The following is a 23551-nucleotide window of genomic DNA, read 5'->3' on the forward strand; positions in this document are numbered from 1 at the left end:
CCACCATGTGCGGCAGGAGTCCGAGGATGAGGTTGACCGCGCCGAAGTAGTTGACCGCCATGACCCGGTGGTAGTCGTGCGAGCGCTGTACAGAGTTCACGGTGGCGCGCCGGATGGACCGGCCGGCGTTGTTGACCAGCACGTCGACGTGACCGTGCTCGGCGAGCACCGACTTGATCAGTGCGTTGACCGACTCCTCGTCGGTGATGTCGCACTGGTAGGCCACCGCCCGGCCCGGCGGGATGCCCTTCTTGCTGGTCGTCGAATTCAATTCGTCTGCGGCGGAATCGAGTTCCTCGGCAGACCGGGCCACGATCATCACGTTGGCGCCGTGGGCGACACACATCCGGGCGGTGGCCTTGCCGATACCGCTCGACCCGCCGGTGATGAGGATGTTCTTGCCCACCAGCGGACCCCGGGGGTCACGGCGCCGGTTGCGGGAGCGGTCGAGGTGGGCAGACCAGTACTGCCACAGGCCGGGTGCGTACTCGGTGAAGTCGGGAACGCTGATCCCGTGCTCGTGGAGGACGGCGTGGGTGGCGTCGGAGGAGAAGTCCACCGGCAACGACACCGCGTCGAGCACCGCTGACGGGATACCTTGTTGGGCGGCAAGGAGATTGCGTCCGACGCGGGCGGGTCCCATGGCTGACAGAGCGAGCGCGGGCTCGACCACCGAGTGCGGGATGGCATCGAAACCGCGGGGCGCTCCGAATGCCGGGGCGAGGGCGTTGTACATCTCGGTGGTGGTGAGCGAACGCCGGTCGCCGAGATGGAACACCAATCCGCTGCGTTCGGGGTCCACGGCGATGAGCGCGACCATCGCGGCGGCGACGAAGTCGACGGGCACCATGTTGAGCGTGCCGAGGTCGGGCATCGGCAACCGCAGTCTCGACGGCAGGTGGCCGAGCGCGGCGAGATGCCCGAAGAAGTAGTAGGGACCGTCGATCTTGTCCATCTCGCCGGTTCGCGAGTCGCCGACCACGATCGACGGCCGATACACGCGCCACCGCAGGCCCTCGCGCTCGCGGACGACCCGCTCCGCCTCGAACTTTGTCCGGTGATATGCCGTCGGAAAACCTTGGCCGACTTCGAAATCGGCTTCGGTGAACCGGCCGCGATGATCGCCGGCGACGGCGACCGAGGACACGTGGTGGAACAGGGCGTCGTGGGTGATGGCGAAGTCGGCGACGCGAGAGGTGCCGATGACGTTGGCCGCGCGCTGCGACTCGGCGTCGGCGGCCATGTCGTAGATCGCGGCGAGATGGACCACGTGGTCGAACTCCGGCAGGTCATGCGTGTCGAGGCCGAGGCCCGGGCTGGTCAGGTCCCCGACGACCGGGGTCACCCGACCGGTGGCACCGAGCTCGTCGAGCAGGGCGTCGAACGCCGATCGTGAGGATTCGCGAACCAGGGCGTGGATGGTCGCGCCGGGGTCGACGGTCAGAAGTCGATCGATGACGCGTCGGCCGATGAATCCGCTGCCTCCGGTGATGAAGTAGCTGGTCATGTTGGGATCCCATCATGTGAGCGGGCATGTCGCCCGCTGGATGTCCTCGTCCCCCCGATGGGAGATGGAATCTGTCTGATACTCAGAGTTGCACTTACTTGTGCCGAGCGCAACGACCGCGGGGCGGGAATCGAGATGTTCATTCGAATGCATGTTCGATAGACTGCTCGGGTGGGCTGGGATCAGGGACCACCGACGTGGTCGGAGATGGAGCGGGTGCTCTCCGGTCGGGCACCCGACGGCGGGCGTCCGGGTACCGCTTTCGGCCCCGATGACAGCGACCACGCCATGTTCCCGGGCGACGGCGGCGACAGCCCGGCCTGGTCGCGCAAACGCGGCGCCTACCAGGCGGAGGACATCGCGCGCGGCTCGTCGTCGGTGGCCTATGCCGAACTCCACGCCCACAGCTCGTACAGCTTCCTCGACGGCGCGTCGATGCCGGAGGAGCTGGTCGAGGAGGCGGAACGGCTCGGACTGCAAGCGCTGGCCGTCACCGATCACGACGGCTTCTACGGCATCGTCCGGTTCGCCGAGGCCGCCCGCGAGTTCGGCATGCCGACGGTCTTCGGTGCCGAGCTGTCGCTGGAACCCGACATCGCCCGGAGCGGCCTCAACGATCCACCGGGAGAACACCTGCTGGTCCTCGCCCGCGACGGCGAGGGCTACCGGCGGCTGTCGCGGACCATCGCCGAGGCACACATGGTGGCGGGCGAGAAGGGCTTGCTGCGTTACGACCGCGACGCCCTGTCCGGCGCCGGCGACGGACACTGGCTGATCCTCACCGGCTGCCGGAAGGGCGCGGTCCGGCGGGCGCTGGACCGCGGCGGTGTCCCGGCCGCGGAGATCGCGCTGCGGGAGATGATCGAGACCTACGGTCACGGCAACGTCGTCCTGGAACTCACCGCCCAGGGCATGCCCGACGACGACGAACGCAATGCGGTGCTCGCCGGTCTCGCCGCACGCGCCGGGGTGCCGACGGTCGCCACCACGGGTGCGCACTTCGCCGCACCCCGACGCCGCCGGCTGGCGATGGCGATGGCGGCGGTTCGGGCACGCACCGACATCGAGACCATCGCCGGCTGGATGCCGGGGGTCGCCGGCGCACACCTGCGCAGCGGCGACGAGATGGCCCGGCTGATGCCCGCTCACCTCGACGCGATCGACAACGCGGTCGGCATCGCCGCAGACTGCGCCTTTCGGCTCGGTCTGATCGCGCCGGAGTTGCCGCCGTTCGACGTGCCGGAGGGGTACACCGAGGCCAGCTGGTTGCGCGAACTCACCATGACCCGCGCCCGGCGCCGATACGGCACACCCGTCGAACATCCGCAGGCCTACCGGCAGATCGAACACGAACTCGCCATCATCGAAACCCTCACGTTCCCCGGCTATTTCCTCGTCGTCGCCGACATCGTCGACTTCTGCAAGGCCAACGACATCCTGTGCCAGGGCCGGGGGAGCGCCGCCAACTCGGCGGTCTGTTACGCCCTGGGGATCACCAACGTCGACCCGGTCGCCAACAAGCTGCTGTTCGAGCGGTTCCTCGCCCCCGAACGCGACGGGCCGCCCGACATCGACGTCGACATCGAGTCCGACCGTCGTGAGGAGGCCATCCAGTACGTCTACCGCCGGTACGGCCGGGATCGCAGCGCGCAGGTGGCCAACGTCATCACCTACCGAGGCAAGTCGGCGATCCGGGACATGGCGAGGGCGCTGGGATATGCGCCCGGGCAGCAGGATGCCTGGGCCAAGTCCCCGGACGCCGCGCCATCCGACGTGACCGATCTGGCCGGTGAGATCCTCGGTATGCCAAGGCATCTGGGTATCCACTCCGGTGGCATGGTGATCTGTGACCGGCCCATCGCCGACGTCTGCCCCACGGAGTGGGCGCGGATGGAGAACCGCAGCGTGCTGCAGTGGGACAAGGACGACTGCGCGGCCATCGGGCTGGTCAAGTTCGACATGCTCGGTCTCGGGATGCTCTCGGCGCTGCACTACGCGATCGATCTGGTCGCCGAGCACAAGGGCATCGAGGTCGATCTCGCCACGCTCGACCTCGCCGAACCGGCGGTCTACGAAATGCTGTGCCGCGCCGACTCGGTCGGTGTGTTCCAGGTGGAGTCCCGCGCCCAGATGGCGACCCTGCCGCGGCTGAAACCGCGCTGCTTCTACGACCTGGTCGTCGAGGTGGCGTTGATCCGCCCCGGACCCATCCAGGGCGGTTCGGTGCATCCCTTCATCAAACGGCGCAACGGAGACGAGCCGGTCACCGTCGAACACCCGTCGATGCACAAGGCCCTCGAGCGGACGCTGGGTGTGCCGCTGTTCCAGGAGCAGCTGATGCAGCTGGCCGTCGACGTCGCGGGTTTCGACGCCTCCGAGGCAGACCAGCTGCGTCGGGCGATGGGTTCCAAACGGTCGCCGGAGAAGATGGAACGCCTGCGCAAACGCTTCTATGCCGGCATGGAGAAGCTCCACGGCATCACCGGGGACACCGCCGACCGCATCTTCGAGAAGATGGCCGCCTTCGCCAACTTCGGCTTCCCGGAGAGTCATTCGCAGAGTTTCGCGTCGCTGGTCTTCTACTCGTCGTGGTTCAAGCTGCATCACCCGGCCGCGTTCTGCGCGGCGCTGCTGCGGGCGCAACCGATGGGTTTCTACTCGCCGCAGACCCTGGTCGCCGACGCCCGCCGGCACGGGGTGGCGGTCCATCGCCCCGACATCAACGCTTCTCTTGCTCACGCGACGCTGGAGAACGAGGGCCTCGACGTGCGGCTGGGGCTCGACGAGGTGCGCGGGGTCGGGGAGGAGGTGGCCCAGCGGATCGTCGACCGGCGCGCCGACGGCCCGTACACCGACATCACCGACGTCTCCCGCCGGGCCGCGTTGAGCGCCAAGGAACTCGAGGGTCTCGCCGGGGCCGGGGCCTTCGACGGTTTCGGTCTCAGCAGGCGACAGGCGCTCTGGGAGGCCGGGGCGGCCGCGACCGTTCGTGACGACCAGCTGGAACTGCGATCGGCGGGTGCCACGCCGACGCTGCCCGGCCTGTCCGACATCGAGCTGGCGGCCACCGACGCCTGGGCCACCGGTATCACCCCGAAGTCGTATCCGACGCAGTTCCTGCGCCCTCGGCTCGACGCGATGGGGGTGGTGGCCGCGGACCGGTTGCTGTCGGTGCCCGACGGCGCGCGCGTACTGATCGGCGGCGCGGTGACCCACCGCCAACGACCTGCGACGGCCTCCGGCGTGACCTTCATCAACCTCGAGGACGAAACCGGAATGGTCAACGTGGTGTGTTCCGTCGGCCTCTGGGCGCGGTACCGTGTATTGGCACAGACCGCACCGGCATTGCTGGTGCGCGGTCGGGTACAGAATGCCGAAGGCGCCGTGACCGTCGTCGCAGATCGTTTGCAGCGCATGGATCTTCGGGTGGGAACCAGATCCAGAGACTGGCAGTAGCCCGTGAGGGCCTGCCGGAGTGACAAACTACGAATCGGGGACATCGATGTCGCAGCAGGTCGTGGTGACCGTCAAGCCGAAGAGCAGCAAGGGGCCGCTGGTGGAAGCCGGCCCCGACGGAACCCTCACCATCTACGTTCGCGAACCCGCCACCGAGGGTCGTGCCAACAAGGCGGTCGCCGAACTGCTCGCCTCACATCTCGGCGTACCCAAGAGCAAGGTCGCGCTCATCGGCGGGGCCACCGCCCGCACCAAGCGGTACCGCGTCGACTAAACGGCGCCGGCGAAACCGTTCTGCCGCCATGCCTCGTAGACGACGATGCTCGCCGCGTTGGCGAGGTTGTGTGATCGACGGCCGGCGAGCATCGGGATGCGCACCCGGTCGGTGACCTCGGGTTCGGCGAGAACCTCGTCGGGCAGACCCGTGGGTTCCGGACCGAACAACAGCACATCGCCGGGCCGGTAGTCGACATCGGTGTGATAGCGCTCTGCGTGTGCGGTGAACGCGAACACCCGCTCGGGCTTCAGCGTGGTCCACGCCGTCACCAGGTTGGGATGCACGGTTACATTGGCCATTTCGTGATAGTCCAGCCCCGCCCGCTTGACCTGGGCGTCGGACATCGAGAACCCCAACGGTTCGATGAGGTGCAGTTCGCACCCGGTGTTGGCGGCCAGCCGGATCGCGTTTCCGGTGTTCGGCGGGATGCAGGGTTGATAGAACATGATCCGGAACATGATGTGCCCAGCGTAGTCGCACGGCTCGGCGTCGATGACGGCGCCGCTACAGGTCGGAGCCCGTGTTTGCCCCGCACAGCACGATGCACAGCGTCGAATCCGGTTCCGGCCGAACCGCTCCGGTGGTCACCGCGGCGACGGCGGCAGCGGTGCCGTGTTCGACGAGGATGCGGTGCGAGTCCCACAGCATCCGCCGCGCGGCGATGAGCTGGTCGTCGGTCACCAGCACGCTGTCGACGCCGGGGTGCTGCGCGGCGGTCTCCCAGCAGATGTCACCGACGCGGGTGGCGCCGAGGGAGTCGGCGGCGACGCTCTCGAGTTCGACCGGGACCGGCGACCCCGCTGCCCGCGCCTGGTGAAGACATGACGCCCCGAGGGGTTCGGCACCCACGAGACGGTCGCCCGGACGCAGGGTCGCCGCGAGGCCCGCGATGAGGCCACCGCCACCGACACAGACCACGGTGGTGAGCGGACCGGGGATGTCCTCGGTCACCTCGAGGCCGATCGTGCCCGCACCCGCGACGATGTCGGGCAGGTCGTAGGCATGCAGCGGGAGCGCGCCGGTGGTGGCGGCGAGTTCGACGGCGGCGTCGGCGGCGTCCTGATAGCGCAGCCCGACGAGGTGCACCTGCGCACCCAGGGTTCGCAACGTCTGGACCTTGACCTCGGGCGCGGTTTCCGGGATCACGACGGTGCACGGCACGCCGGCGATCCGTGCGGCCCAGGCGGCGCCGATCGCGGCGTTGCCTCCCGACGCGACGAGAACCCCGGCGTCGGTCAGTGTTCCCTCCGCGCGTGCGTGCAGCGTCGCCCACAGGCTGCCCCGCACCTTGAAACAGCCGCCGAGCTGGAGGTATTCGAGTTTGAAGACGACGTCCCGGGGGCCGTCGACGGACTCGATGGCGGTGCGCAGCGTCGGTGTCCGCCGCACGAGCGGGGAGATGGTTGCCGCAGCGAGGTCGACGTCGGCCCGTGTTGCTCTCACGGCACAGACAGTAGTGGCTCACAGCAGAGTCGCCGTGGATGGAAGAATGTCGGGCGTGACCGCGATACGACTGGACGGCAAGACCACGCGCGACGAGATCTTCGCAGATCTCACCGAACGGGTGAACACACTGCGCGAGGCGGGCATCACCCCCGGTCTGGGCACCGTGCTCGTGGGCGACGACCCGGGCTCGCAGTCCTATGTGAAAGGCAAGCACTCGGACTGCGCCCGCATCGGGGTGGCCTCCATCCGCAAGGACCTCCCGGCCGACACGACCACCGAGCAGCTCAACGCCGCGATCGACGAACTCAACGCCGACCCGGCCTGCACCGGATACATCGTGCAGCTGCCGCTGCCCAAGCACCTCGACGAGAACGCGGCGCTCGAGCGGATCGACCCGCTCAAGGACGCAGACGGACTCCACCCCATCAACCTCGGGCGACTCGTACTCGGCAAGGAGTCGACGCTGCCGTGTACACCGCGCGGCGTCATCCACCTCCTTCGTCGTTATGACGTCCCGATCGCCGGTGCCCGCGTCACCGTCGTGGGTCGCGGTGTCACCATCGGCCGGCCTATCGGTCTGCTGCTGACGCGCCGCAGCGAGAACGCCACGGTCACCCTCTGCCACACCGGCACCGCAGATCTCCGGTCGGAGGTCGAGCGCGCCGACATCGTCGTCGCGGCCGCCGGCGTGCCGCATCTGATCACCAAGGACATGGTGAAGCCGGGTGCCGCGGTCATCGACGTGGGCGTCAGCCGGACCGACGACGGCCTGGTCGGCGACGTCCATCCCGACGTGTGGGAGGTCGCCGGACACGTCTCGCCGAACCCGGGCGGGGTCGGACCGCTGACGCGCGCGTTCCTGCTCGTCAACGTCGTCGAGCGGGCCGAGCAGCAGCTCGCCGCCCAGCAGGCCGCTGCCGGCGCCGTCGCCGGGGTTGAGGGCGGCGGCACGGCGTGAGCCCGGACGAGCCGCGCGTCGGTCCCGCCGGAGCGGATCTGCCCTCGTCGGATCCGAATCGGTTGCGGCCGCCGGCCTCCGGTGACGGACATCACGATGCCGAGCCCGGGTCCGAGCCGGTGCGGGGGGTGCGTGCGGTTCTCGTCCAGATCCCGTACCTGCTGGTCATGCTGGGTGTCCTGGCGGCTGCCCTGCTCGTGATGTTCGACCGATGGCGACGCGGATCCTTCGTGTTCGGTGCGGCGCTTCTCGTCGGAGCGCTGCTCCGTGCGTTCATCCCGTCGTCTCAGGCGGGATTGCTGCAGGTCAGAGGGAAATTGTTCGACGTATCGGTGATGGCGACGGTCGGCGGTGTGATGCTCTGGCTCGCCACATCGATCGACTCTCTGGGCACGGATTGATTACAATAGAGACCTGAGCGTGACCTTCAGAACGAGTGGTCGCGCCTGACCAGGCAACTCTCTGCCGAGCAGCACCGAGTACGACGCTGGGGCAGACGCACCGACCGCTGGAGTACGTATCACCGCAACACCGACCGATGACCATGTGAACGAAGCGACGTCGATGGGCGTGTCGGCAGGCGCCGGCATGATCCACTACGTCCTGCTGACGCGTGACGATCTCGGCCGCAGCGTGGTGGATTCCCGCGTCATCGACGTCGACCCGACCGACGGTCTCGACGGTGCGGGCCGCGTCAACGCCGGCATCGACGTCATGCTCGGCGCCGCCCGCGAGGCGGGCGCCCGGGTGGGTCCGATCGGAGTGGCTGCCCGGACCGCCGCTCAACGACGCCACCTGCGATCGCGGGGGAGCGGCCCCCGTCGCCAGATCCGGTTGGTCGGCGAGGACGAGGCCGTGGTCGCCTACCTCGCCGACACCGGCGAGATCGATCGATTCTCCACCGCCGTCGTCGTCGACTGCGGCGACACCGGCATGTCGATCTACACCGTCGATCCGCGCAGTCGCCGGATCACGGGGGTCGAACGCTCGACGGTCCTCAGCGGACGTCGTCTCGACCGTGCCATCGCCGCGAACCTCACCGCCGACAATCCGTCGCTCGGGGACGCCGCGCGCAGCCGCGCCGGCCGCAGCGAGTTGCTCAGCGCCTGCCGGACGGCGAAAGAAGAGATCTCCTACGGACATTCGGGGTCCGGCGGTCCCTCGGTGGCACTCCCGGGCGGTGCCGGGCGGGTCGCGCTGACCGAATCCCATGTGGCGGACGCGGTGGCGCCGATGGTCCGCGAGGCGCGCGAGGTGTTCGACCGATACGTCGCCGAAGCGTCCGCCCGCGGAGTCGACCCCGATGCGGTGGTCTTCGTCGGCGGTCTCGCCAATCTCCCTGCGGTCCGCGACCTGGCCCGCGGCCACGACTTCGACACGGTCTGCCCGTCGACCCCGGAACTGGTCGCGGCGACTGGTGCGGCTCTCCTGGCCGGCGAAACCTATTCGGGCACTACCCGGCTCGCCTTCATCGGCGGACAACGGCAGCGCGAGTGGCTGTCGGCCACACCGCTCGCGGTTGCGGGCGCGATCATCGCCGCGGCCCTGATCACCGTCTATGCGGTCAGCTCGTCGTTCGCCGAACGTCAGATCACCGAGCCGTCGTCGACGGTGAGTAGCGTCCCCGCCGCCGCCACGACGAGCGAGCAGAGCTCCGAGCCGGCGCCGACGACCACCTCGGCCCCGGTGACGCAGATCCCGGACCAGCCGGTCGAGCAGACCTACGAGCAGCCCACCCAACCGCTGCAACCGGTTGAGCCGCCGGCGTGGAACCAGCAGCCGGGCTGGGCCACCACCGAATTGCCGCCGACCGCGCCGTCGACCGGGACGAGCACACGCACGTTGTCGCCGTTCCCGTGGCCGACGCTGCCGTTCGCGCCGGGCTCGACACCCCCGATCCCGCCGACGCTGTTGCCCAAGGAGATCCGGCCGCGGAACACCACGCCGGCTCCGCCGCCGCTGACGCCGACACCGAACAGATCGGTACCCAATCGGTCGTCGGGGTCATCGCCTCGCGAAGAGACGCCGGAATCCGGAGCCGTGCGGACGGCACCACCGGCGTCGTCGAGCACCCCGGTACCAGTCCCGCGCTGAGCGCAGACGGCCGGTTTCAGACCGGGGAGGATCCCGAAAAGTCAGGCGTCGCGGCGAGCGAGCTCGACCGTGCGCTTGAGCAGGTCGCTGATGGCGTCGAATTCGGTGAGGAAGCCGTCGTGTCCGGTGTCGGAGCGCACGACCTGCAAACCGCCGACACAGTTGCCCAGTTCTTCGGCGAGCTCGGCCTGTAACCGCAACGGATACAGGCGATCCGAGTCAATTCCGCCGACGATGACCGGGACCTTGCACTCGTTGAGCGCCTTCTGCACGCCGCCGCGGTTGCGGCCGACGTCGTGATGGTTGAGGACCTCGGTGAGCACCACGTAGCTGCCTGGATCGAAGCGCTGCATCAGCTTCGACGCCTGGTGCTCGAGGTAGCTCTGGACGGCGTACCGGCCGCCGAGCAGCGGCTGCTCGTCGCCCTGCGGTTCGTTGGCGAAGCGCTCGTCGAGTTCGGGCTCGCTGCGGTACGACAGATGCGCGATCTGACGGGCGATGCCCATCCCGGTCAGCGGCGTCTGGCCGGTTCCGTGGTAGTTGCCGCCGTGCCAGGCCGGGTCGGACTTGATGGCGGCGATCTGAGTGGTCTGGATGCCGATCTGGTCGGCGGTGGCGCGGGCACCGACGGCCAGCACCAGTGCGCTGCGAACGCGCTCCGGGTATTCGATGGCCCATTCGAGTGCGCGGGCCCCGCCCATCGATCCGCCGAGAACGGCTCCGACGCTGCGGATTCCGAGGCGGTCGAGGAGCGCGACCTCGGCGCGGACCTGGTCGAGCACGGTGATCTGCGGGAAGCGTGATCCCCAGGGCCGACCGTCGGAGGCGAGAGACCCGGGACCGGTCGATCCCTTGCACCCACCGAGCACGTTGGCCGAGATGACGCACCACTCGTCGGTGTCGATGGCCTGGCCCGGGCCGATGAGGCCGTCCCACCAGCCGGGTGTCTCGTGCTCGGCGTCGGCGGGACCGGTGACATGGGAGTCGCCGGTGAGTGCGTGCAGGGTGAGGATGACGTTGTCGCGGGACGGCGACAACGTCCCCCAGCGCTGGAACGCCAGGGTGACGTTGTCGATCCGTTCACCGCTGTCGAGAGGCAGCGAGCCGATGCTCATGCCGACGAGCTTCCCGTCCGGGACCGATTCCCAGTCGGGCTGATCAGACGCTTGCGCGTTCAGGTCGATACTCACCGACAAAACTGCCTCACCTGTCCTATTTGGCGGCTGCGAAGCCCTGTTCGAGATCCGCCAGGATGTCGTCGATTCCCTCGATGCCCACGGCCAGGCGCACCAGGCCCGGGGTGACACCCGCGGCGAGCTGCTCCTCGGGGGTCAGCTGGCTGTGGGTGGTCGAGGCCGGATGGATGACCAGCGAACGGACGTCGCCGATGTTCGCCACATGGCTGTGCAGGCTCAGGGCGTCGACGAACTTCTTGCCCGCGTCCACACCGCCGTTGATCTCGAAGGCGATGATCGCACCCTGGCCCTTGGGGGCGAGTTCCTGGCCGCGCTGGTACCACGGCGAGGACTCGAGGCCGGCGTAGGCGACGGACTCGACCTGCGCGTGACCCTCGAGGAACTTCGCGACCTTCTGCGCGTTGGCGACGTGGCGCTCGATGCGCAAGCTCAGGGTCTCGAGGCCCTGGGCGAGCAGGAAGGCGTTGAACGGTGCGATGGCGGCACCGGTGTCGCGCAGCCACTGGACGCGGGCCTTGAGCGCGAAGGCCGGGGCGCCGAGGTCGGCGAACACCGCACCGTGGTAGCTCGGGTCCGGGGTGGTGAAGCCGGGGAACAGGTCTTCACCGTCACGCTGGACGCGCCAGTCGAAGGTGCCGCCGTCGACGATCACGCCGCCGATCGCGGTGCCGTGTCCGCCGATGTACTTGGTGGCCGAGTGGACGACGACGTCGGCGCCGTGGGCCAGCGGGTTGATCAGGTACGGGGTGGCGACGGTGTTGTCGATGATCAGCGGCAGGCCGTTGCGGTGTGCGACCTCGGAGATGCCCTTGATGTCGAGGATCTCGTTGTTGGGGTTGGAGATCGACTCGCCGTACAGCGCTCGGGTGTTGTCCTTGATGGCCGCCTGCCACGACGCGGGATCCTCGGGATCCTCGACGAAGCTCACCTCGATGCCCAGCTTCGGCAGGGTGTAGTGGAAGAGGTTGTAGGTGCCGCCGTACAGACGCGGGCTCGACACCACGTGACCGCCGGTTTCGACGATGTTCAGGATCGAGTAGGTCTCGGCAGCCTGACCCGACGACACGAGCAGGGCCGCGACGCCACCCTCCAGGGCCGCGATCCGCTGCTCGACCGCGTCCTGGGTCGGGTTCATGATGCGGGTGTAGATGTTGCCCGGCTCCGCGAGACCGAAGAGGTTCGCCGCGTGCTGCGTGTCGTTGAAGACGTAGGAGGTGGTCTGGTAGATCGGCAGCGCCCGGGCGTTCGTGGTTGCGTCGGCGGCCTGGCCTACGTGGATCTGCTTGGTCTCGAAGCTCCACGTGTCGGCTGGATTGGTGCCTTCGTTGGCATCAGACATGACTGTTGATCACTTTCTACGGTCGGCAGGGCCAAACTCGACCCTGTTGGGGTCCGACCTTCGGACCCGCGCTTGCCGGGGCTTCGCTTCCGCGATCCCACAACCCGGTCATCACCCGGAGCACCCCACCGCGGTTGGAGGGTTGCCGATCAGCAAGCCGGGGCTTGTCGCTGATACTCATGACCTGGCGACAAGGATATAACACGGATGTGAGTGCCAGAGAACCCTCCCGGTCACGCCGAATCGAACTCTTCATCAGCGTTCCGAAACGTGTACTGAGCGTGTCCTCCGAGCGGTTGAAATCGGTAGATGTTCAGCGTGAATCGCCAGTACAAGATCATTAGCAGTTCTCAGCGTCCTGTCAGGTTCGCTTCGATGCCCTAACGTTCGGGTCAATCCCGGCGGAGGACGCCTCTTCATCCCTGAAGCGTGTCCGGGTGTGGTGAGGAGTGGGCCTCATGAAGGCAATGAAGCATCTCAGGTCGCGTCGGACGTCGTTTCTGATCGCAACCGCGACCGGCGTGGCGGTGGCCGCGTCTTTCGGCCTGGTCGGCGGGGTCCCCGAGGCGAAGGCGGACTCGTGCGGCGCGGGCGCGGTCGTCATCGTGGGCGGCACCAACGACCCGGAGGGGCAGTACCTCGTCGGCGTGAAACAGCGCTACACAGGGCTCGGGCCCGACAATCAGCCCGATCCGAACTCGCCGTACGCCAGCGACAACGCCTACCAGGTCATCTATGCGGACTATCCGACGACCCTGTGGCCACTGGGTGCGACGGGATACGACTCGAGCGTCGCGCAGGGGACCGCAGCGACCAAGTCGACGATCGCCGGCTACCAGTCGCAGTGCCAGGGCAAGCCCGTCGTCGTGGCCGGGTACTCGCAGGGCGCCCGTGTGGCCGGTGACGTGCTGTCCGAGATCGGGAACGGCACGGCCGGTGAGGTCGTCGCGATCGACGAGAACGGTGAACCGTTGCTCGACGACGACGGCAACCCGGTGATGGTGACCATCGACCCGGATGTCATCAGCGGCGAGCTGTACTCCGATCCGCGACGTGCCGGGGACAAGACCGGGCGGGGTATCGAGCTGTCGATGATCGGTGTGATCCCAGGTCTGACGATGTCTGGGCCGCGCGGCGCGAACGGTGCGGATGCGGGGTTCGGAACGGTGTCCGATCGGGTGGTGTCGGTGTGCATCGACGGCGACCCCATCTGTGACCTGCCGGATCCGCTGTACGACCCCATCGGTGCCATCGACGGCATCCTCGGATACCAGACGAAGCACTTCCTCTACCCGTACGCGATGTATCGCGACCCCGCGTCGCAGTGGGCGACGCGGCCGGTCTCGTGCAGCGGCGCGGGGACCGCGACCGGGACGGTCTGCATGGTGGGGGCGAAGTCCGCTTTCGCCGAGTTGGTCCAGGGCTGGGCGAACGACCTCGGGTACACCGGCGAGATCGGCGACTTCCTGTCCGGTCGTCCGACGATCGGCCTCCCGCTGGGCATCACCTTGGCCAACCTGCAGCCCGTCGTCCGTCTGGTCCAGGGATTCCTGCCCCCGCTGCCGCAACTCGGTTACGGCGCCTACCTGCCCGACCTCTTCGTGTTCGAGGACATCCTGCAGGGCATCGTCAGTCTGTCCCCGGCACGACTCATGCGTGGTGTGAATGCTCTCGCCGCGAGTGTGCGCAGCATCGTGCTGCTGCCGGTGAACTTCGTGCGGTACTGGGCGGGCGCGATCGTCGGACCGTCGGTCACCTCGCAACCGAACACCCTTTCGGTGGTCGCCGACGATGACTCCTCTGCATCGGTGGCTCTCGCCCGGTTCGTCGCCGCCGCCGCCGACGATCCCGAGACCACTGCACCGGAGGTCGAGGCACCGGTCCGCGGTACCGATACGCCTGAGGTCACCGAGGTGGCCGGCGGTCCGTCGAGCGGCGACTCCTCGGCGGGTCCGGACACCTCGTCGCCCGCGCCGGCGGTCGGCGACGACAACACCCCGGCCGGCGGTGGAGACGGCACCGACCCGTCGACCGGCGGCAGCGATCCGGGCGTCACGCGGTCGGAGATCGACTCGTCGGACGGACCGTCGTCGGATGGCGGCAGCCCGGGTTCGGGTGGTCCCGACGGCGACACCGGCGATTCCGGCAGCACCGATTCCGGGACCTCGGACTCGGGTGGCTCGGACGCGGGCGGTTCCGGCAGCGGCGGCTCGGGCTCTGGCGGTTCCGGTGGAACGGACTCGAGTAGTTCGGGTGACAGCGACAGCAGCAGCGGTGGCTCGAACTCGGACTCCGGCAGCGGCTCGAATTCGAGCAGCAGCAGTTCCGGTGGCAGCGGTGGCGGCTCGGACAGCTCGAGCGGTGGTTCCGGCTCGGAGTGAGCGCTGGACGACGGGTCGTCGCTCGTCGTGTGAACGAACTCACCGGCCGTAGGGGGAATGGTGGTGTCGGAGGGCCGGTTGGCATGAGGCGTGCCTGAAGCCCCCACGACGACCGCCGGTGCCCCGGACGACCTCGCTCTCAACGCGCTCGACGACGCGGCGTCGAACGTCGAACATCGTTCGTCGGGGATCTCGGGTCGTGGCCGCCGGCTGACGATCCTCGCGCTCGCCCTGGGCGGTTTCGGTATCGGAACCACCGAGTTCGTCGCGATGGGTCTGCTACCGAACATCGCCGGTTCCCTCGGCGTCTCCGAGCCCACCGCCGGTCATGTCATCTCCGCCTACGCACTCGGCGTGGTGGTGGGCGCTCCGCTGATCGCGGCGCTCACCGCGCGGATGTCGCGGCGGGTTCTCCTGATCGCCCTGATGGTGGCGTTCACGATCGGCAACCTCGCCACGGTCCTGGCGCCGTCGTACGGACTCCTTCTCGTGGCGCGGTTCGTCGCCGGTCTTCCGCACGGTGCGTACTTCGGCGTCGCGGCACTGGTCGCCGCGCACCTCGCCGGTCCGCGTCATCGCGCCAAGGCGGTCGGGCAGGTGATGCTCGGTCTCTCGGTCGCGAACGTCGTCGGCGTACCGGCGGCGGCCTGGCTGGGGGAGACGTTCGGGTGGCGCACCGCGTTCGCGATCGTCGTCGCCATCGGCATCGCGACCGTCGTGTCACTGGTCCGTGTGCTCCCGAGCCTGTCCGGCATGACGATCACCGACCCGCTGACCGAACTCGGCGCGCTTCGGCGATCTCAGGTGTGGTTCACGCTGGTGATCGGTGTCGTCGGCTTCGGCGGGATGTTCGCCTTCTACACGTACCTGAACTCGGCTCTCACCTCGGTGACGGGGCTGCCGGTCTCGATCGTGCCGATCGCCCTGATGCTGTACGGCCTGGGCATGGTGACCGGCAACTTCGTCGGCGGCTGGGCGGCCGACCGCAACGTCTCGACCGCGATCCTCGCCGGATTGTCCACCAGTGCGGTGGCGCTCGCCGCCTTCGCCGTACTCGCCGAGAATGCGTGGGCGGCACTGATACTCACGTACCTCGTCGCGCTGACCGGAACGACGATGATCCCCGCGCTACAGACACGTCTGATGGACGTCGCAGCCGACGCCCAGACGTTGGCCGCCGCCCTCAATCACTCGGCGCTCAACATCGCCAATGCCGCGGGCGCGTTCCTCGGAGGCGTGGTCGTCGGTGCCGGATGGGGATTCCTGTCACCGGCGGTGATCGGCGCGGTCCTCGCTGTCGGCGGCATCGCGGTCGCTGTCGTCGCGTTCATGACGGCGCGCCGCCGCCCGGTCCCCGCCTGAGCGCGGAACGTCAGCCGTTGGTCGGCGGCGTCGCCATCGTCTTCGACAGGTAGAGCGGTTCGCCGATCTTGTTGATCAGCTCGAGCTGGGTTTCGAGGTAGTCGATGTGCTCTTCCTCCTCGGCGAGGATCTTCTCGAGGAGGTTCGCGCTGGTGATGTCGCCGTTCTCGCGGCACATCGCGACGCCCGGGCGCAGTCGTTCGACGACCTCGACCTCGATCGCCATGTCCGACTCGAACTGTTCGCGGATGGACTGACCGATGCGCAGCGGCAGCAGACGCTGGTAGTTGGGCAGCGCGTCGAGGAAGAGGATGCGGTCGGTGAGGATCTCGGCGTGCGTCATCTCCTCGATGGACTCGGCGCGCGTCTTGGCCGCGATCTCCGTGAGACCCCAGCTCTCCTGCATCTTCGCGTGGAGGAAGTACTGGTTGATCGCGGTGAGCTCGCTCGTGAGCTGCTCGTTGAGCAGTGCAATGACCTCGTCGTCGCCACGCATATGACAGCCTCCCGTTAGCCGGACAATCGTAGTGATGAAGCTAACACGGCAAAACGCCCCGCGCGCGTACTCGGGCGAGGTTGTTGCTGGAGTTGTCTGATGTCAGGTCATGCAGCGCTCGTCGAGGTGGCCAGCCTTTCGCTCAGGATGCTGTCGAGTTTCTCCAGGCAGGTTCCGCAGCCCTCGCCCGCGCCGCAGCGGTCGCTGATGTCGTCGATGGTGTAGGCACCGGCATCGCAGTGCTCGTGGACCTCGTCGACGGTGACAGCGCGGCAAATACAAACGAACATCTTCGGACCTAACGTAGTGCCTGGATTAGGTAATGCTTACATATCTCTCCCGGGATGCACAAGGGTTGCCTTACCTCTTTTTCGTCTCAATCCGAGACGTCGGGAACCGTCCGCGAAGAAGGCTTGCGGGCGTTGGTCTGTCGGACCGCATCCGTAGGATGTGGCCCCGTGCCACTCTCCATCTCCACGGTCAACGTCAACGGAATCCGCGCGGCGGTCAAACATCGCTCCGAGACCAACCGCGGCTTCCTGCCCTGGTTGGAGGACTCGTCGCTCGACGTCGTGCTGCTGCAGGAGGTGCGGGCGAGCGAGGACCTCGCCCGGGACGCCCTGGCTCCTGCGCTCGACGCCGGCTGGCATCTCACGATGAGCGAGTCCTCGGTGAAGGGACATGCCGGTGTCGGCGTGCTGACCCGTACCGAGCCGGCCGCCGTCCGCTTCGGCTTCGGCAGTGCGGAATTCGACGACCTCGGCCGCTACCTCGAGGTCGACCTCGACTCCGACCTCGGGCCGGTGACCGCGGCCAGTCTGTACCTGCCGAAGGGTGCGGCGCTCACCGATGCCGAGAAGGTCGTCGTCAAGTACGAGGAGAAGATGAGGTTCCTCGACGAGTTCGGCGCGCACCTCGGCCGGCTCGTCCGCCGTCGCCGCCACGTCGTCGTCGGCGGCGACTGGAACATCGCCCACGCCGAGGCGGACATCAAGAACTGGAAGGGCAACCTCAAGAGCCCGGGCTTCCTGCCGCATGAGCGCGCGTGGGTGGGTGGCCTCCTCGAAGCCGGGTGGCACGACGTCACCCGCGAGCTCTATCCCGGCGAGAGCGGTCCATATTCATGGTGGTCGTGGCGCGGCAAGGCGTTCGACAACGACTCCGGATGGCGGATCGACTACCAACTCACCAACCGTTCGCTCGCCGAGCGTGCGGTGAAGGCGACAGTGGATCGGGCAGCCGCCTACGACCTGCGCTGGTCGGATCACGCGCCGGTCACCGTCGTCTACGAGTGATGCGGGCACCGGCGGAAAAGGGCTTTGCGGGTCTGCGAAAATGGACCGATGAGTTCTGACGTCTCCGCATCCGGCGCCGCCCGCCCCCGCGTACTGTCGGGAATCCAGCCCACCAGCGATTCCTTCCACCTCGGCAATTACCTGGGTGCGGTTCGCCAGTGGGTGGCCCTGCAGGACGACTTCGAGGCCTTCTACTTCATCCCCGACATGCATGCGATCACGGCGTCGTTCGATCCGAAGACCCTTGCCGAGCGCACGCGACTGTCGGTAGCTCAGCTGCTGGCCGTCGGCGTCGACCCCGAGCGCTCCACGATCTACGTCCAGTCGCACATCCCGGAGATCGCCGAGCTGACGTGGGTGCTGTCGTGCATCACCGGTTTCGGTGAGGCGAGCCGGATGACGCAGTTCAAGGACAAGTCGGCCAAGCAGGGCGTCGACGCCGCGGGCGTCGGGCTGTTCACCTATCCGATCCTGATGGCCGCGGACATCCTCGCGTTCCAGGTTGATCAGGTTCCGGTGGGTGAGGACCAGCGTCAGCACCTCGAACTCACCCGCGATCTCGCGCAGCGCTTCAACTCTCGGTTCGGCAAGGTCCTCAAGGTCCCGCAGGCGTACATCGTCAAGGAGTTCGCCAAGATCTACGACCTCCAGAACCCGACCGCGAAGATGAGCAAGTCGGCCGAGACCGACAAGGGCCTCATCAATCTGCTCGACGAGCCGAAGAAGTCCGCCAAGAAGATTCGTTCCGCGGTGACCGACACCGAGACCGAGATCCGCTTCGACCCGGAGAACAAGCCCGGTGTCAGCAACCTGCTGACCATCCAGTCGGCGTTGAGCGGCACCCCGGTGGACGTCCTCGTCGACAAGTACCAGGGCAAGGGATACGGCGATCTGAAGGTCGAGACCGCCGACGTCCTCGCCGAGTTCGTCACGCCGCTACGCGGCCGCGTCACCGAGTACATGAACGACCCCGCCCAGCTCGACGTCATCCTCGCGCGTGGCGCGGAGCGCGCCCGGGCGGTGGCCTCGGCGACCCTGGAGTCGGTCTATGACAAGGTGGGTTTCCTGTCACCGAGGCGCTGACACGGTCTGCGAGAGTCCGGCGCCCTCGGCGACCCGACGAGGAGGCGTGCGGTGAGTTCGGTGGTCGATTCGGGGAAGTCGCTCGTCACCCGGGCGAAGTCGATCTACGAGGACCGGCGCGAACGCTGGACGTGGCTCGACCATCTTCTCCGGACGGTCGATCGCTACAACGACCGTCGCGGCAACCTGTATGCCGCGAGTATCAGCTTCAACGGCATCCTCGCGCTCGTCCCGATCATCATGGTCGCGTTCGCGGTGGCCGGCTTCGTGCTGGCCCGGCAGCCCGAGTTGTTGCAGAACATCCAGGACGCCGTCGTGGAGAAGATGCCGGGCCAGCTCGGCGACCAGGTATCCGACATCATCACCTCGGCCATCGACTCCCGCACCACGGTGGGTGTGGTCGGTCTGCTCGGTGCCGCGTTCACCGGCATCGGCTGGATCTCCGGTGTACGCACCGGCATGACCGAGATGTGGGGCGGCCGGGTGCAACGCAACGCGGTGATGTCGAAGGTCTGGGACCTGGTGACCTTCGCCGGACTCGGTGTCGCGTTCGCAGTGACGATGGCCCTTACCGCCCTGGGAAATTCGGGTCTCACGCGGACCGTGCTCGGATGGGTCGGCCTCGACGATGCGTCGTGGGCGCCGGTCCTCGTCCGACTGGTGTCCATCGCGGTTTCGATCCTTGCCACCTGGGCGTTGTTCACATTCATCATGGCGCGGCTTCCCTTGGTGCAGTTGCCATTCCGCAACACCCTGAAAGCTGGTCTGATCACCGCGGTCGCTTTCGAGATCGTCAAGACGGTCGGCGGGCTCTACCTCCAGTCGGTGTTGAGCAGCCCCGCCGGTGTGGCCTTCGGCCCGATCCTCGGTGTCATGGTGTTCGCCTACCTCGCGTCACGCATCGTGCTCTACGCCGCCGCCTGGTGTGCGACCGACCCGGCGAACGCCGGGTTCCAGGTCGAGGAGGACCCGGACGCGGAACTGCGTCGGCCCGTGGTGATCTCGCCGACGGTCGAGGTGAACCCGACGCCGCGCCCGGCGGCACTCGCAGCTGCGGCGGGTGTGGGTGCCGGGCTCAGCGTACTGATCGGGTGGTTGTCCGGTCGGGCTCGCTGACCGACGACGCGGCATCGTGAGTGCCGGCCAGGATTCGGGCGAGACTGCCGCCGGACGTGAGACCCCCGAGCGCCATCGCGAACAGATCGTCGGCGAGGCGACGGTTCGCCTCGTCGCTCTGGGGTGTGAACCAGTGCTGCATCCAGTTGAGGATGCCGACCAATGAGAGGGCGGCGATCCGCGGACTCACCGGGGGATTGAACTCGCCGCGCCGGACTCCGTCGGCGATCAGATCTTCCAGGATGCCCATATATCTCGCATCCATCTCGGTGAACTTCCCGAACTTGTCGGAGAGGTCGGTGCGTCCGATGTTGCGCAGGTACACGAACGCCGCGGGGTAGTGGTCGCTGAACACGCGTACCTGAATCCGGAAGAGCGTCTGCAACCGGATGGTTGCCGACTGCTGGTCATCGTTGCGTAGCTGCTCGAGGTCGGCGAGCAGTACCTCGGCCGGGCGTTCCACGACCGCGAGCAGCAGCTCTTCCTTGTTCTGGACGTAGTTGTAGATGCTGCCCTTGAGGATTCCCACACGCGTGGCGATGTCCTCGAGGGTTGCGCTGTCGTATCCGCGGCTCCGGAACTCTTCGGCGGCCGCTTCGACGACGTCTGTCCACCGACTCGGACGAGCCATCGTTCCTCCTGTTCCGAATCGGCCGGTGCCGCTTCGCTGTTCGGCGACCGGGTGGCAACCGAGGTTAGTGGGTCGAACCCGATGTTAGGCCGTAACGGACGGGACACCGGGTCATCCCGCGTGTCAGGAGAGTCGGCGCCCACGAGACAGAGTCGTCGGGATCGGGTGCCAACCCACTGAGCCGGTTGATGGCGGTCGGTACCGCGATGGAGGTTTCCAGCCTGGCCAGCGGCGCGCCCAGGCAGTAGTGCAGCCCCGCGCTGAAGCCGAGTTGGCGGCCGGGTCGCCGCGAGGCGTCGAAGGTGTCCGGGTTCTCGAAGGCCGACGGGTCGCGGTTGGCGCTGGACAGGAACAGGAAGACCCGCTCGCCGGCACGCATCTGCTTGTCGCGCCACACCATGTCCTCGGTGACGAGTCGCACGACACTCTTGGCCGGTCCGTCATATCGGAGGAGTTCGTCGACCAGCCCGTTGACCCGTGCCGGGTCGGAGGGATCGACGGTACGAAGCTCCTCCGGATGGTCCAACAGGGCCAGAATTCCGTTGCCGATGAGGTTCGTGGTGGTCTCGTGGCCGGCGAACAGCAGCAGGACACCGGTGGCGATCACCTCGTCGTGGCTCAGCGAGTCGTCGTTCTCCCTGGCCGAGATCAGCATCGAGATCAGATCATCGGACGGCGACTTCTCGTGGTCGGCGACCAGTTCCCCGAGATAGGTGGTCAGTTCTTTCATTCCGCGTGCACCGCGCCGGTGGCGTTCGTCGTCGCCGAGGCTGCCGAAGACGAGCCCACTGATCTGGTCGGACCAGTCCTTGAACCGGTCACGATCTTCGCGGGGAACGCCCAGCATCTCGGCGATCACCGAGGACGTGAGTGGATAGGCGTAGTCGCTGATGAGATCGATCCGGTTGTCACCGTGCTCGACCGCCCGATCGAGCAGTTCGGCGGCGATGGCTTCGATCGCCGGCCGCATCCTCGACACCGAGCGCGGTGTGAACGCACGGCTGAGGAGTCGGCGTAGTCGCGTGTGGTCGGGCGGATCCTTGAACACCATCCAGTCGTCGAGGACTCCGAAAGCCTCGCGCAGCAACGGGTCGGTTCCGGGCCGGCTCAGCACGTTCTCGCGGTAGGGGGTGATGCGGTTCGAGGTGAAACGCGGATCCTTGAGCGCAGCGGTGACGTCGTCGAACGAGGTGATGAACCACGACTTGTAGCGAGCGTTCCAGTGGACAGGGTCGTGCGCACGCAGCGATGCGAAGACCGGGTACGGGTCGGCCAGTGCGGTCGGGTCCAGCAGGTCGAGGTTCGCGACCTCGGTGTCCGACGTGCTCATGAAGCCTCCAGAATCGTCATGGCACAGGCGTTTCCGTCCAGAACGGAGACACCTCCACCCATCGTCTCGACCAGGCCGAGTCGCGCCGACTCGACCTGTCTGCTGCCGGCCTGGCCGCGGAGTTGCCACGTGATCTCCGCGACCTGCGCCAAACCGGTTGCGCCCAGCGGATGTCCGCGTGACAGCAGTCCGCCCGAGGGATTGACCGGCGTGTCGCCGCCGAGCGCTGTCCTCCCGGCCGCAGCCGCGGCACCGCCTTCACCCGGGGCGGCGATTCCGAGGGCCTCGGTCGTCACGATCTCGCCGATGGTGAATGCGTCGTGGACCTCGAAGACATCGATGTCGTCGATGGACTCGATCGCGGCGGCACCGAGCACGTCGACGGTGGCGTCGCGAACGATGTCGTGACCCCACACGTGGGGCGAGGTCTGGTCCCATACGCGTCCGCTTCGCATCGTCGTCGCGCGCACGGTCACCTCGTCGGCAGCGCCGGTGGCCGGCGCCAGGATCGCGGCGGCAGCACCGTCGCTGGTCGGGCAACACTGTAGGAGTGTGAGCGGATCGGCGATCATGCGGGACGCGAGAACCTCTTCGACGGTGAGGCGCTCGCGGAACGGCGCTCGCGGATTGCCCTGCGCGTGATTGCGATTCTTGACCGAGACCGCAGCAAGTTGCTCCAGCGTCACAGCTCCGTCGTGAAGGTATCGGGCGGCACTCATCCCGTAGAGCGCGGGCAGGGCCAGCCCGGTGAGGCCTTCGGGATCGGTCGTCTCGGGCACGATGGGACCGGAGAATGCGGTACTCATCTGCTCGACACCGAGGGCGAGGACTCGCCCGAATCGGCCGGTGCGGATTGCTTCGTGCGCCTCGATGAAGGCCGTTGTCCCACTCGCGCAGGCATTCTCGACGGTGATGATGGGAACCTCGGTGATACCCAGGCTTCGCAGGACCCGCTGCGCGACACCGGGCGCGCCGAACACGGTTCCGACCCACACCGCGTCGACGGAAACGGAGCCGGCTTCGTCGAACGCCCCGGCGACCGCCTCGCCGGCGAGGGCCGACAGATCACGTCCCGGTTGCCGTCCGAAGCGGGACATGCCGACGCCGTGTACTGCGACCCGGTTCATCGGTGTACCTCCTCGACGCACGGATCTCCGCCGGGTGTGAGGCCGACGAGCCGCACCCGTGCGCCGACGTCGACGTTCTCCCCGGCCACATGGGCCAGCATTCGTGGCCCGTTGTCGAGGTCGATGTAGGCGACCGTGTACGGCGGAACGTGATCGCCCACGGCGATGTTGATGGTGGTCCGACTCCACACCACCCCGGTGCCGGCGAAGTCCTCCGAGTGCACTTCTCCCGCGCACCCGGGGCAACGCGGCCACTGGTAGGCGACAGCTCGCGCACAGCGTGCGCACCGTGAACCGGAAACGGTCCAGATGCCGTCGTCGCCGGGCCTCACGACCGGGCGCGGGTCGACGCCCACACGGGTTTGATCGGTTGTGTTCACGGTCACAAGATAAACAGAGTCGAGGTAGGTTATCAACTAGGCGTACCGCCGGGGTGGCGTCGAAACAGACTGTTAGA

Annotated in this window: 21 protein-coding genes and 1 riboswitch; of the genes, 10 read left to right on the forward strand and 11 right to left on the reverse strand. The window is 67.6% G+C overall.

Annotation, left to right across the window (positions count from 1 at the left end; genetic code table 11):
- A partial coding sequence (locus GOALK_RS12385; protein ID WP_006359163.1) for an SDR family oxidoreductase occupies positions 1 to 1507 on the reverse strand: 1507 nt, incomplete at its 3' end.
- A 171-nt stretch (positions 1508 to 1678) separates the two neighbouring features.
- Between GOALK_RS12385 and GOALK_RS12390 the strand changes: the two genes are divergently transcribed.
- Positions 1679 to 4963, forward strand: coding sequence for an error-prone DNA polymerase (locus tag GOALK_RS12390; RefSeq protein ID WP_006359164.1), 3285 nt, complete (start codon positions 1679 to 1681; stop codon positions 4961 to 4963).
- Positions 4964 to 5009: 46 nt separating this feature from the next.
- Complete coding sequence (locus GOALK_RS12395; RefSeq protein WP_006359165.1) at positions 5010 to 5237, forward strand: DUF167 domain-containing protein; 228 nt, start codon at positions 5010 to 5012, stop codon at positions 5235 to 5237.
- Here GOALK_RS12395 and GOALK_RS12400 read toward each other — a convergent pair.
- Both GOALK_RS12400 and GOALK_RS12405 read right to left on the reverse strand, forming a co-directional pair.
- A complete protein-coding gene (locus tag GOALK_RS12400) occupies positions 5234 to 5698 on the reverse strand; it encodes a tRNA (cytidine(34)-2'-O)-methyltransferase (RefSeq protein ID WP_006359166.1) in 465 nt (154 codons plus the stop codon). The genes GOALK_RS12395 and GOALK_RS12400 overlap by 4 nt on opposite strands.
- Positions 5699 to 5744: 46 nt before the next feature.
- Positions 5745 to 6683 (reverse strand): serine/threonine dehydratase, encoded by a 939-nt coding sequence (locus GOALK_RS12405; protein WP_035750580.1) that lies wholly within the window; start codon positions 6681 to 6683, stop codon positions 5745 to 5747.
- A 55-nt stretch (positions 6684 to 6738) separates the two neighbouring features.
- Here GOALK_RS12405 and GOALK_RS12410 point away from each other — a divergent pair, with 55 nt between their 5' ends.
- The 3 genes from GOALK_RS12410 to GOALK_RS12420 all read left to right on the forward strand — a co-directional run bounded on the left by GOALK_RS12410 (position 6739) and on the right by GOALK_RS12420 (position 9738).
- Positions 6739 to 7644 carry a bifunctional methylenetetrahydrofolate dehydrogenase/methenyltetrahydrofolate cyclohydrolase gene (locus GOALK_RS12410; protein ID WP_196813013.1) on the forward strand — a complete coding sequence of 302 codons (906 nt, stop codon included), beginning with the start codon at positions 6739 to 6741 and terminating at the stop codon, positions 7642 to 7644.
- A 167-nt stretch (positions 7645 to 7811) separates the two neighbouring features.
- On the forward strand, positions 7812 to 8045 hold the full coding sequence (locus GOALK_RS12415) for a DUF3017 domain-containing protein (protein WP_210735478.1): 234 nt from the start codon (positions 7812 to 7814) through the stop codon (positions 8043 to 8045).
- 163 nt (positions 8046 to 8208) lie between these two features.
- Complete coding sequence (locus GOALK_RS12420) at positions 8209 to 9738, forward strand: Hsp70 family protein (RefSeq protein ID WP_035750896.1); 1530 nt, start codon at positions 8209 to 8211, stop codon at positions 9736 to 9738.
- Between the two features lie 41 nt (positions 9739 to 9779).
- Here GOALK_RS12420 and metX read toward each other — a convergent pair whose 3' ends face one another.
- Complete coding sequence (gene metX / locus GOALK_RS12425; protein ID WP_006359171.1) at positions 9780 to 10934, reverse strand: homoserine O-acetyltransferase MetX; 1155 nt, start codon at positions 10932 to 10934, stop codon at positions 9780 to 9782.
- Positions 10935 to 10950: 16 nt separating this feature from the next.
- Positions 10951 to 12273: a bifunctional o-acetylhomoserine/o-acetylserine sulfhydrylase gene (locus tag GOALK_RS12430; protein WP_006359172.1), complete on the reverse strand. Its 1323-nt coding sequence runs from the start codon at positions 12271 to 12273 to the stop codon at positions 10951 to 10953.
- 63 nt (positions 12274 to 12336) lie between these two features.
- A riboswitch (SAM riboswitch) is annotated at positions 12337 to 12458 on the reverse strand.
- Positions 12459 to 12731: 273 nt separating this feature from the next.
- Here GOALK_RS12430 and GOALK_RS12435 point away from each other — a divergent pair.
- Both GOALK_RS12435 and GOALK_RS12440 read left to right on the forward strand, forming a co-directional pair.
- A complete protein-coding gene (locus GOALK_RS12435) occupies positions 12732 to 14654 on the forward strand; it encodes a cutinase family protein (RefSeq protein WP_006359173.1) in 1923 nt (640 codons plus the stop codon).
- 90 nt (positions 14655 to 14744) lie between these two features.
- Positions 14745 to 16016 carry an MFS transporter gene (locus GOALK_RS12440; RefSeq protein ID WP_006359174.1) on the forward strand — a complete coding sequence of 424 codons (1272 nt, stop codon included), beginning with the start codon at positions 14745 to 14747 and terminating at the stop codon, positions 16014 to 16016.
- 10 nt (positions 16017 to 16026) lie between these two features.
- On the opposite strand, the gene bfr is transcribed toward GOALK_RS12440, so the two are convergent.
- The gene (gene bfr, locus GOALK_RS12445) at positions 16027 to 16512 is read right to left on the reverse strand and encodes a bacterioferritin (RefSeq protein WP_006359175.1); all 486 of its coding nucleotides are present in this window, start codon (positions 16510 to 16512) and stop codon (positions 16027 to 16029) included.
- A gap of 107 nt (positions 16513 to 16619) precedes the next feature.
- Entirely contained in the window at positions 16620 to 16802 is a 183-nt protein-coding gene (locus GOALK_RS12450) for a (2Fe-2S)-binding protein (RefSeq protein ID WP_006359176.1), read from the reverse strand.
- Positions 16803 to 16970: 168 nt separating this feature from the next.
- Between GOALK_RS12450 and GOALK_RS12455 the strand changes: the two genes are divergently transcribed.
- From GOALK_RS12455 to GOALK_RS12465, 3 genes are read left to right on the forward strand one after another with little or no spacing between them, the layout of a single operon-like run.
- Positions 16971 to 17807 carry an exodeoxyribonuclease III gene (locus GOALK_RS12455; RefSeq protein WP_006359177.1) on the forward strand — a complete coding sequence of 279 codons (837 nt, stop codon included), beginning with the start codon at positions 16971 to 16973 and terminating at the stop codon, positions 17805 to 17807.
- 48 nt (positions 17808 to 17855) lie between these two features.
- A complete protein-coding gene (trpS, locus tag GOALK_RS12460) occupies positions 17856 to 18890 on the forward strand; it encodes a tryptophan--tRNA ligase (RefSeq protein ID WP_006359178.1) in 1035 nt (344 codons plus the stop codon).
- A gap of 51 nt (positions 18891 to 18941) precedes the next feature.
- Positions 18942 to 20006 carry a YhjD/YihY/BrkB family envelope integrity protein gene (locus GOALK_RS12465; RefSeq protein ID WP_006359179.1) on the forward strand — a complete coding sequence of 355 codons (1065 nt, stop codon included), beginning with the start codon at positions 18942 to 18944 and terminating at the stop codon, positions 20004 to 20006.
- Here the strand turns inward: GOALK_RS12465 and GOALK_RS12470 are convergent.
- From GOALK_RS12470 to GOALK_RS12485, 4 genes are all read right to left on the reverse strand, one after another.
- A complete protein-coding gene (locus tag GOALK_RS12470; RefSeq protein WP_006359180.1) occupies positions 19966 to 20637 on the reverse strand; it encodes a TetR/AcrR family transcriptional regulator in 672 nt (223 codons plus the stop codon). The genes GOALK_RS12465 and GOALK_RS12470 overlap by 41 nt on opposite strands.
- A gap of 64 nt (positions 20638 to 20701) precedes the next feature.
- Positions 20702 to 21967, reverse strand: coding sequence for a cytochrome P450 (locus tag GOALK_RS12475; RefSeq protein WP_006359181.1), 1266 nt, complete (start codon positions 21965 to 21967; stop codon positions 20702 to 20704).
- Positions 21964 to 23094, reverse strand: a complete 1131-nt coding sequence (locus GOALK_RS12480) for a thiolase family protein (protein WP_006359182.1) — start codon at positions 23092 to 23094, stop codon at positions 21964 to 21966. The genes GOALK_RS12475 and GOALK_RS12480 overlap by 4 nt, the downstream gene beginning before the upstream one ends.
- Positions 23091 to 23474: a Zn-ribbon domain-containing OB-fold protein gene (locus tag GOALK_RS12485; protein ID WP_231380809.1), complete on the reverse strand. Its 384-nt coding sequence runs from the start codon at positions 23472 to 23474 to the stop codon at positions 23091 to 23093. Before GOALK_RS12485 ends, GOALK_RS12480 begins: the two co-directional genes overlap by 4 nt.
- Positions 23475 to 23551 lie beyond the last annotated feature (77 nt).

Origin of the sequence: Gordonia alkanivorans NBRC 16433 (genome assembly GCF_000225505.1) — a bacterium.
Taxonomy (GTDB): Bacteria; Actinomycetota; Actinomycetes; order Mycobacteriales; family Mycobacteriaceae; genus Gordonia; species Gordonia alkanivorans.

Excerpts from the sequence above, each read along its gene's own strand:
- GOALK_RS12395 (WP_006359165.1), top strand. The coding sequence starts at position 5,010 with ATGTCGCAGCAGGTCGTGGTGACCGTCAAGCCGAAGAGCAGCAAGGGG.
- GOALK_RS12400 (WP_006359166.1), bottom strand. The coding sequence starts at position 5,698 with ATGTTCCGGATCATGTTCTATCAACCCTGCATCCCGCCGAACACCGGA.
- GOALK_RS12415 (WP_210735478.1), top strand. The coding sequence starts at position 7,812 with ATGCTGGGTGTCCTGGCGGCTGCCCTGCTCGTGATGTTCGACCGATGG.
- GOALK_RS12420 (WP_035750896.1), top strand. The coding sequence starts at position 8,209 with ATGGGCGTGTCGGCAGGCGCCGGCATGATCCACTACGTCCTGCTGACG.
- GOALK_RS12430 (WP_006359172.1), bottom strand. The coding sequence starts at position 12,273 with ATGTCTGATGCCAACGAAGGCACCAATCCAGCCGACACGTGGAGCTTC.
- GOALK_RS12435 (WP_006359173.1), top strand. The coding sequence starts at position 12,732 with ATGAAGGCAATGAAGCATCTCAGGTCGCGTCGGACGTCGTTTCTGATC.
- bfr (WP_006359175.1), bottom strand. The coding sequence starts at position 16,512 with ATGCGTGGCGACGACGAGGTCATTGCACTGCTCAACGAGCAGCTCACG.
- GOALK_RS12450 (WP_006359176.1), bottom strand. The coding sequence starts at position 16,802 with ATGTTCGTTTGTATTTGCCGCGCTGTCACCGTCGACGAGGTCCACGAG.
- trpS (WP_006359178.1), top strand. The coding sequence starts at position 17,856 with ATGAGTTCTGACGTCTCCGCATCCGGCGCCGCCCGCCCCCGCGTACTG.
- GOALK_RS12470 (WP_006359180.1), bottom strand. The coding sequence starts at position 20,637 with ATGGCTCGTCCGAGTCGGTGGACAGACGTCGTCGAAGCGGCCGCCGAA.
- GOALK_RS12475 (WP_006359181.1), bottom strand. The coding sequence starts at position 21,967 with ATGAGCACGTCGGACACCGAGGTCGCGAACCTCGACCTGCTGGACCCG.
- GOALK_RS12480 (WP_006359182.1), bottom strand. The coding sequence starts at position 23,094 with ATGAACCGGGTCGCAGTACACGGCGTCGGCATGTCCCGCTTCGGACGG.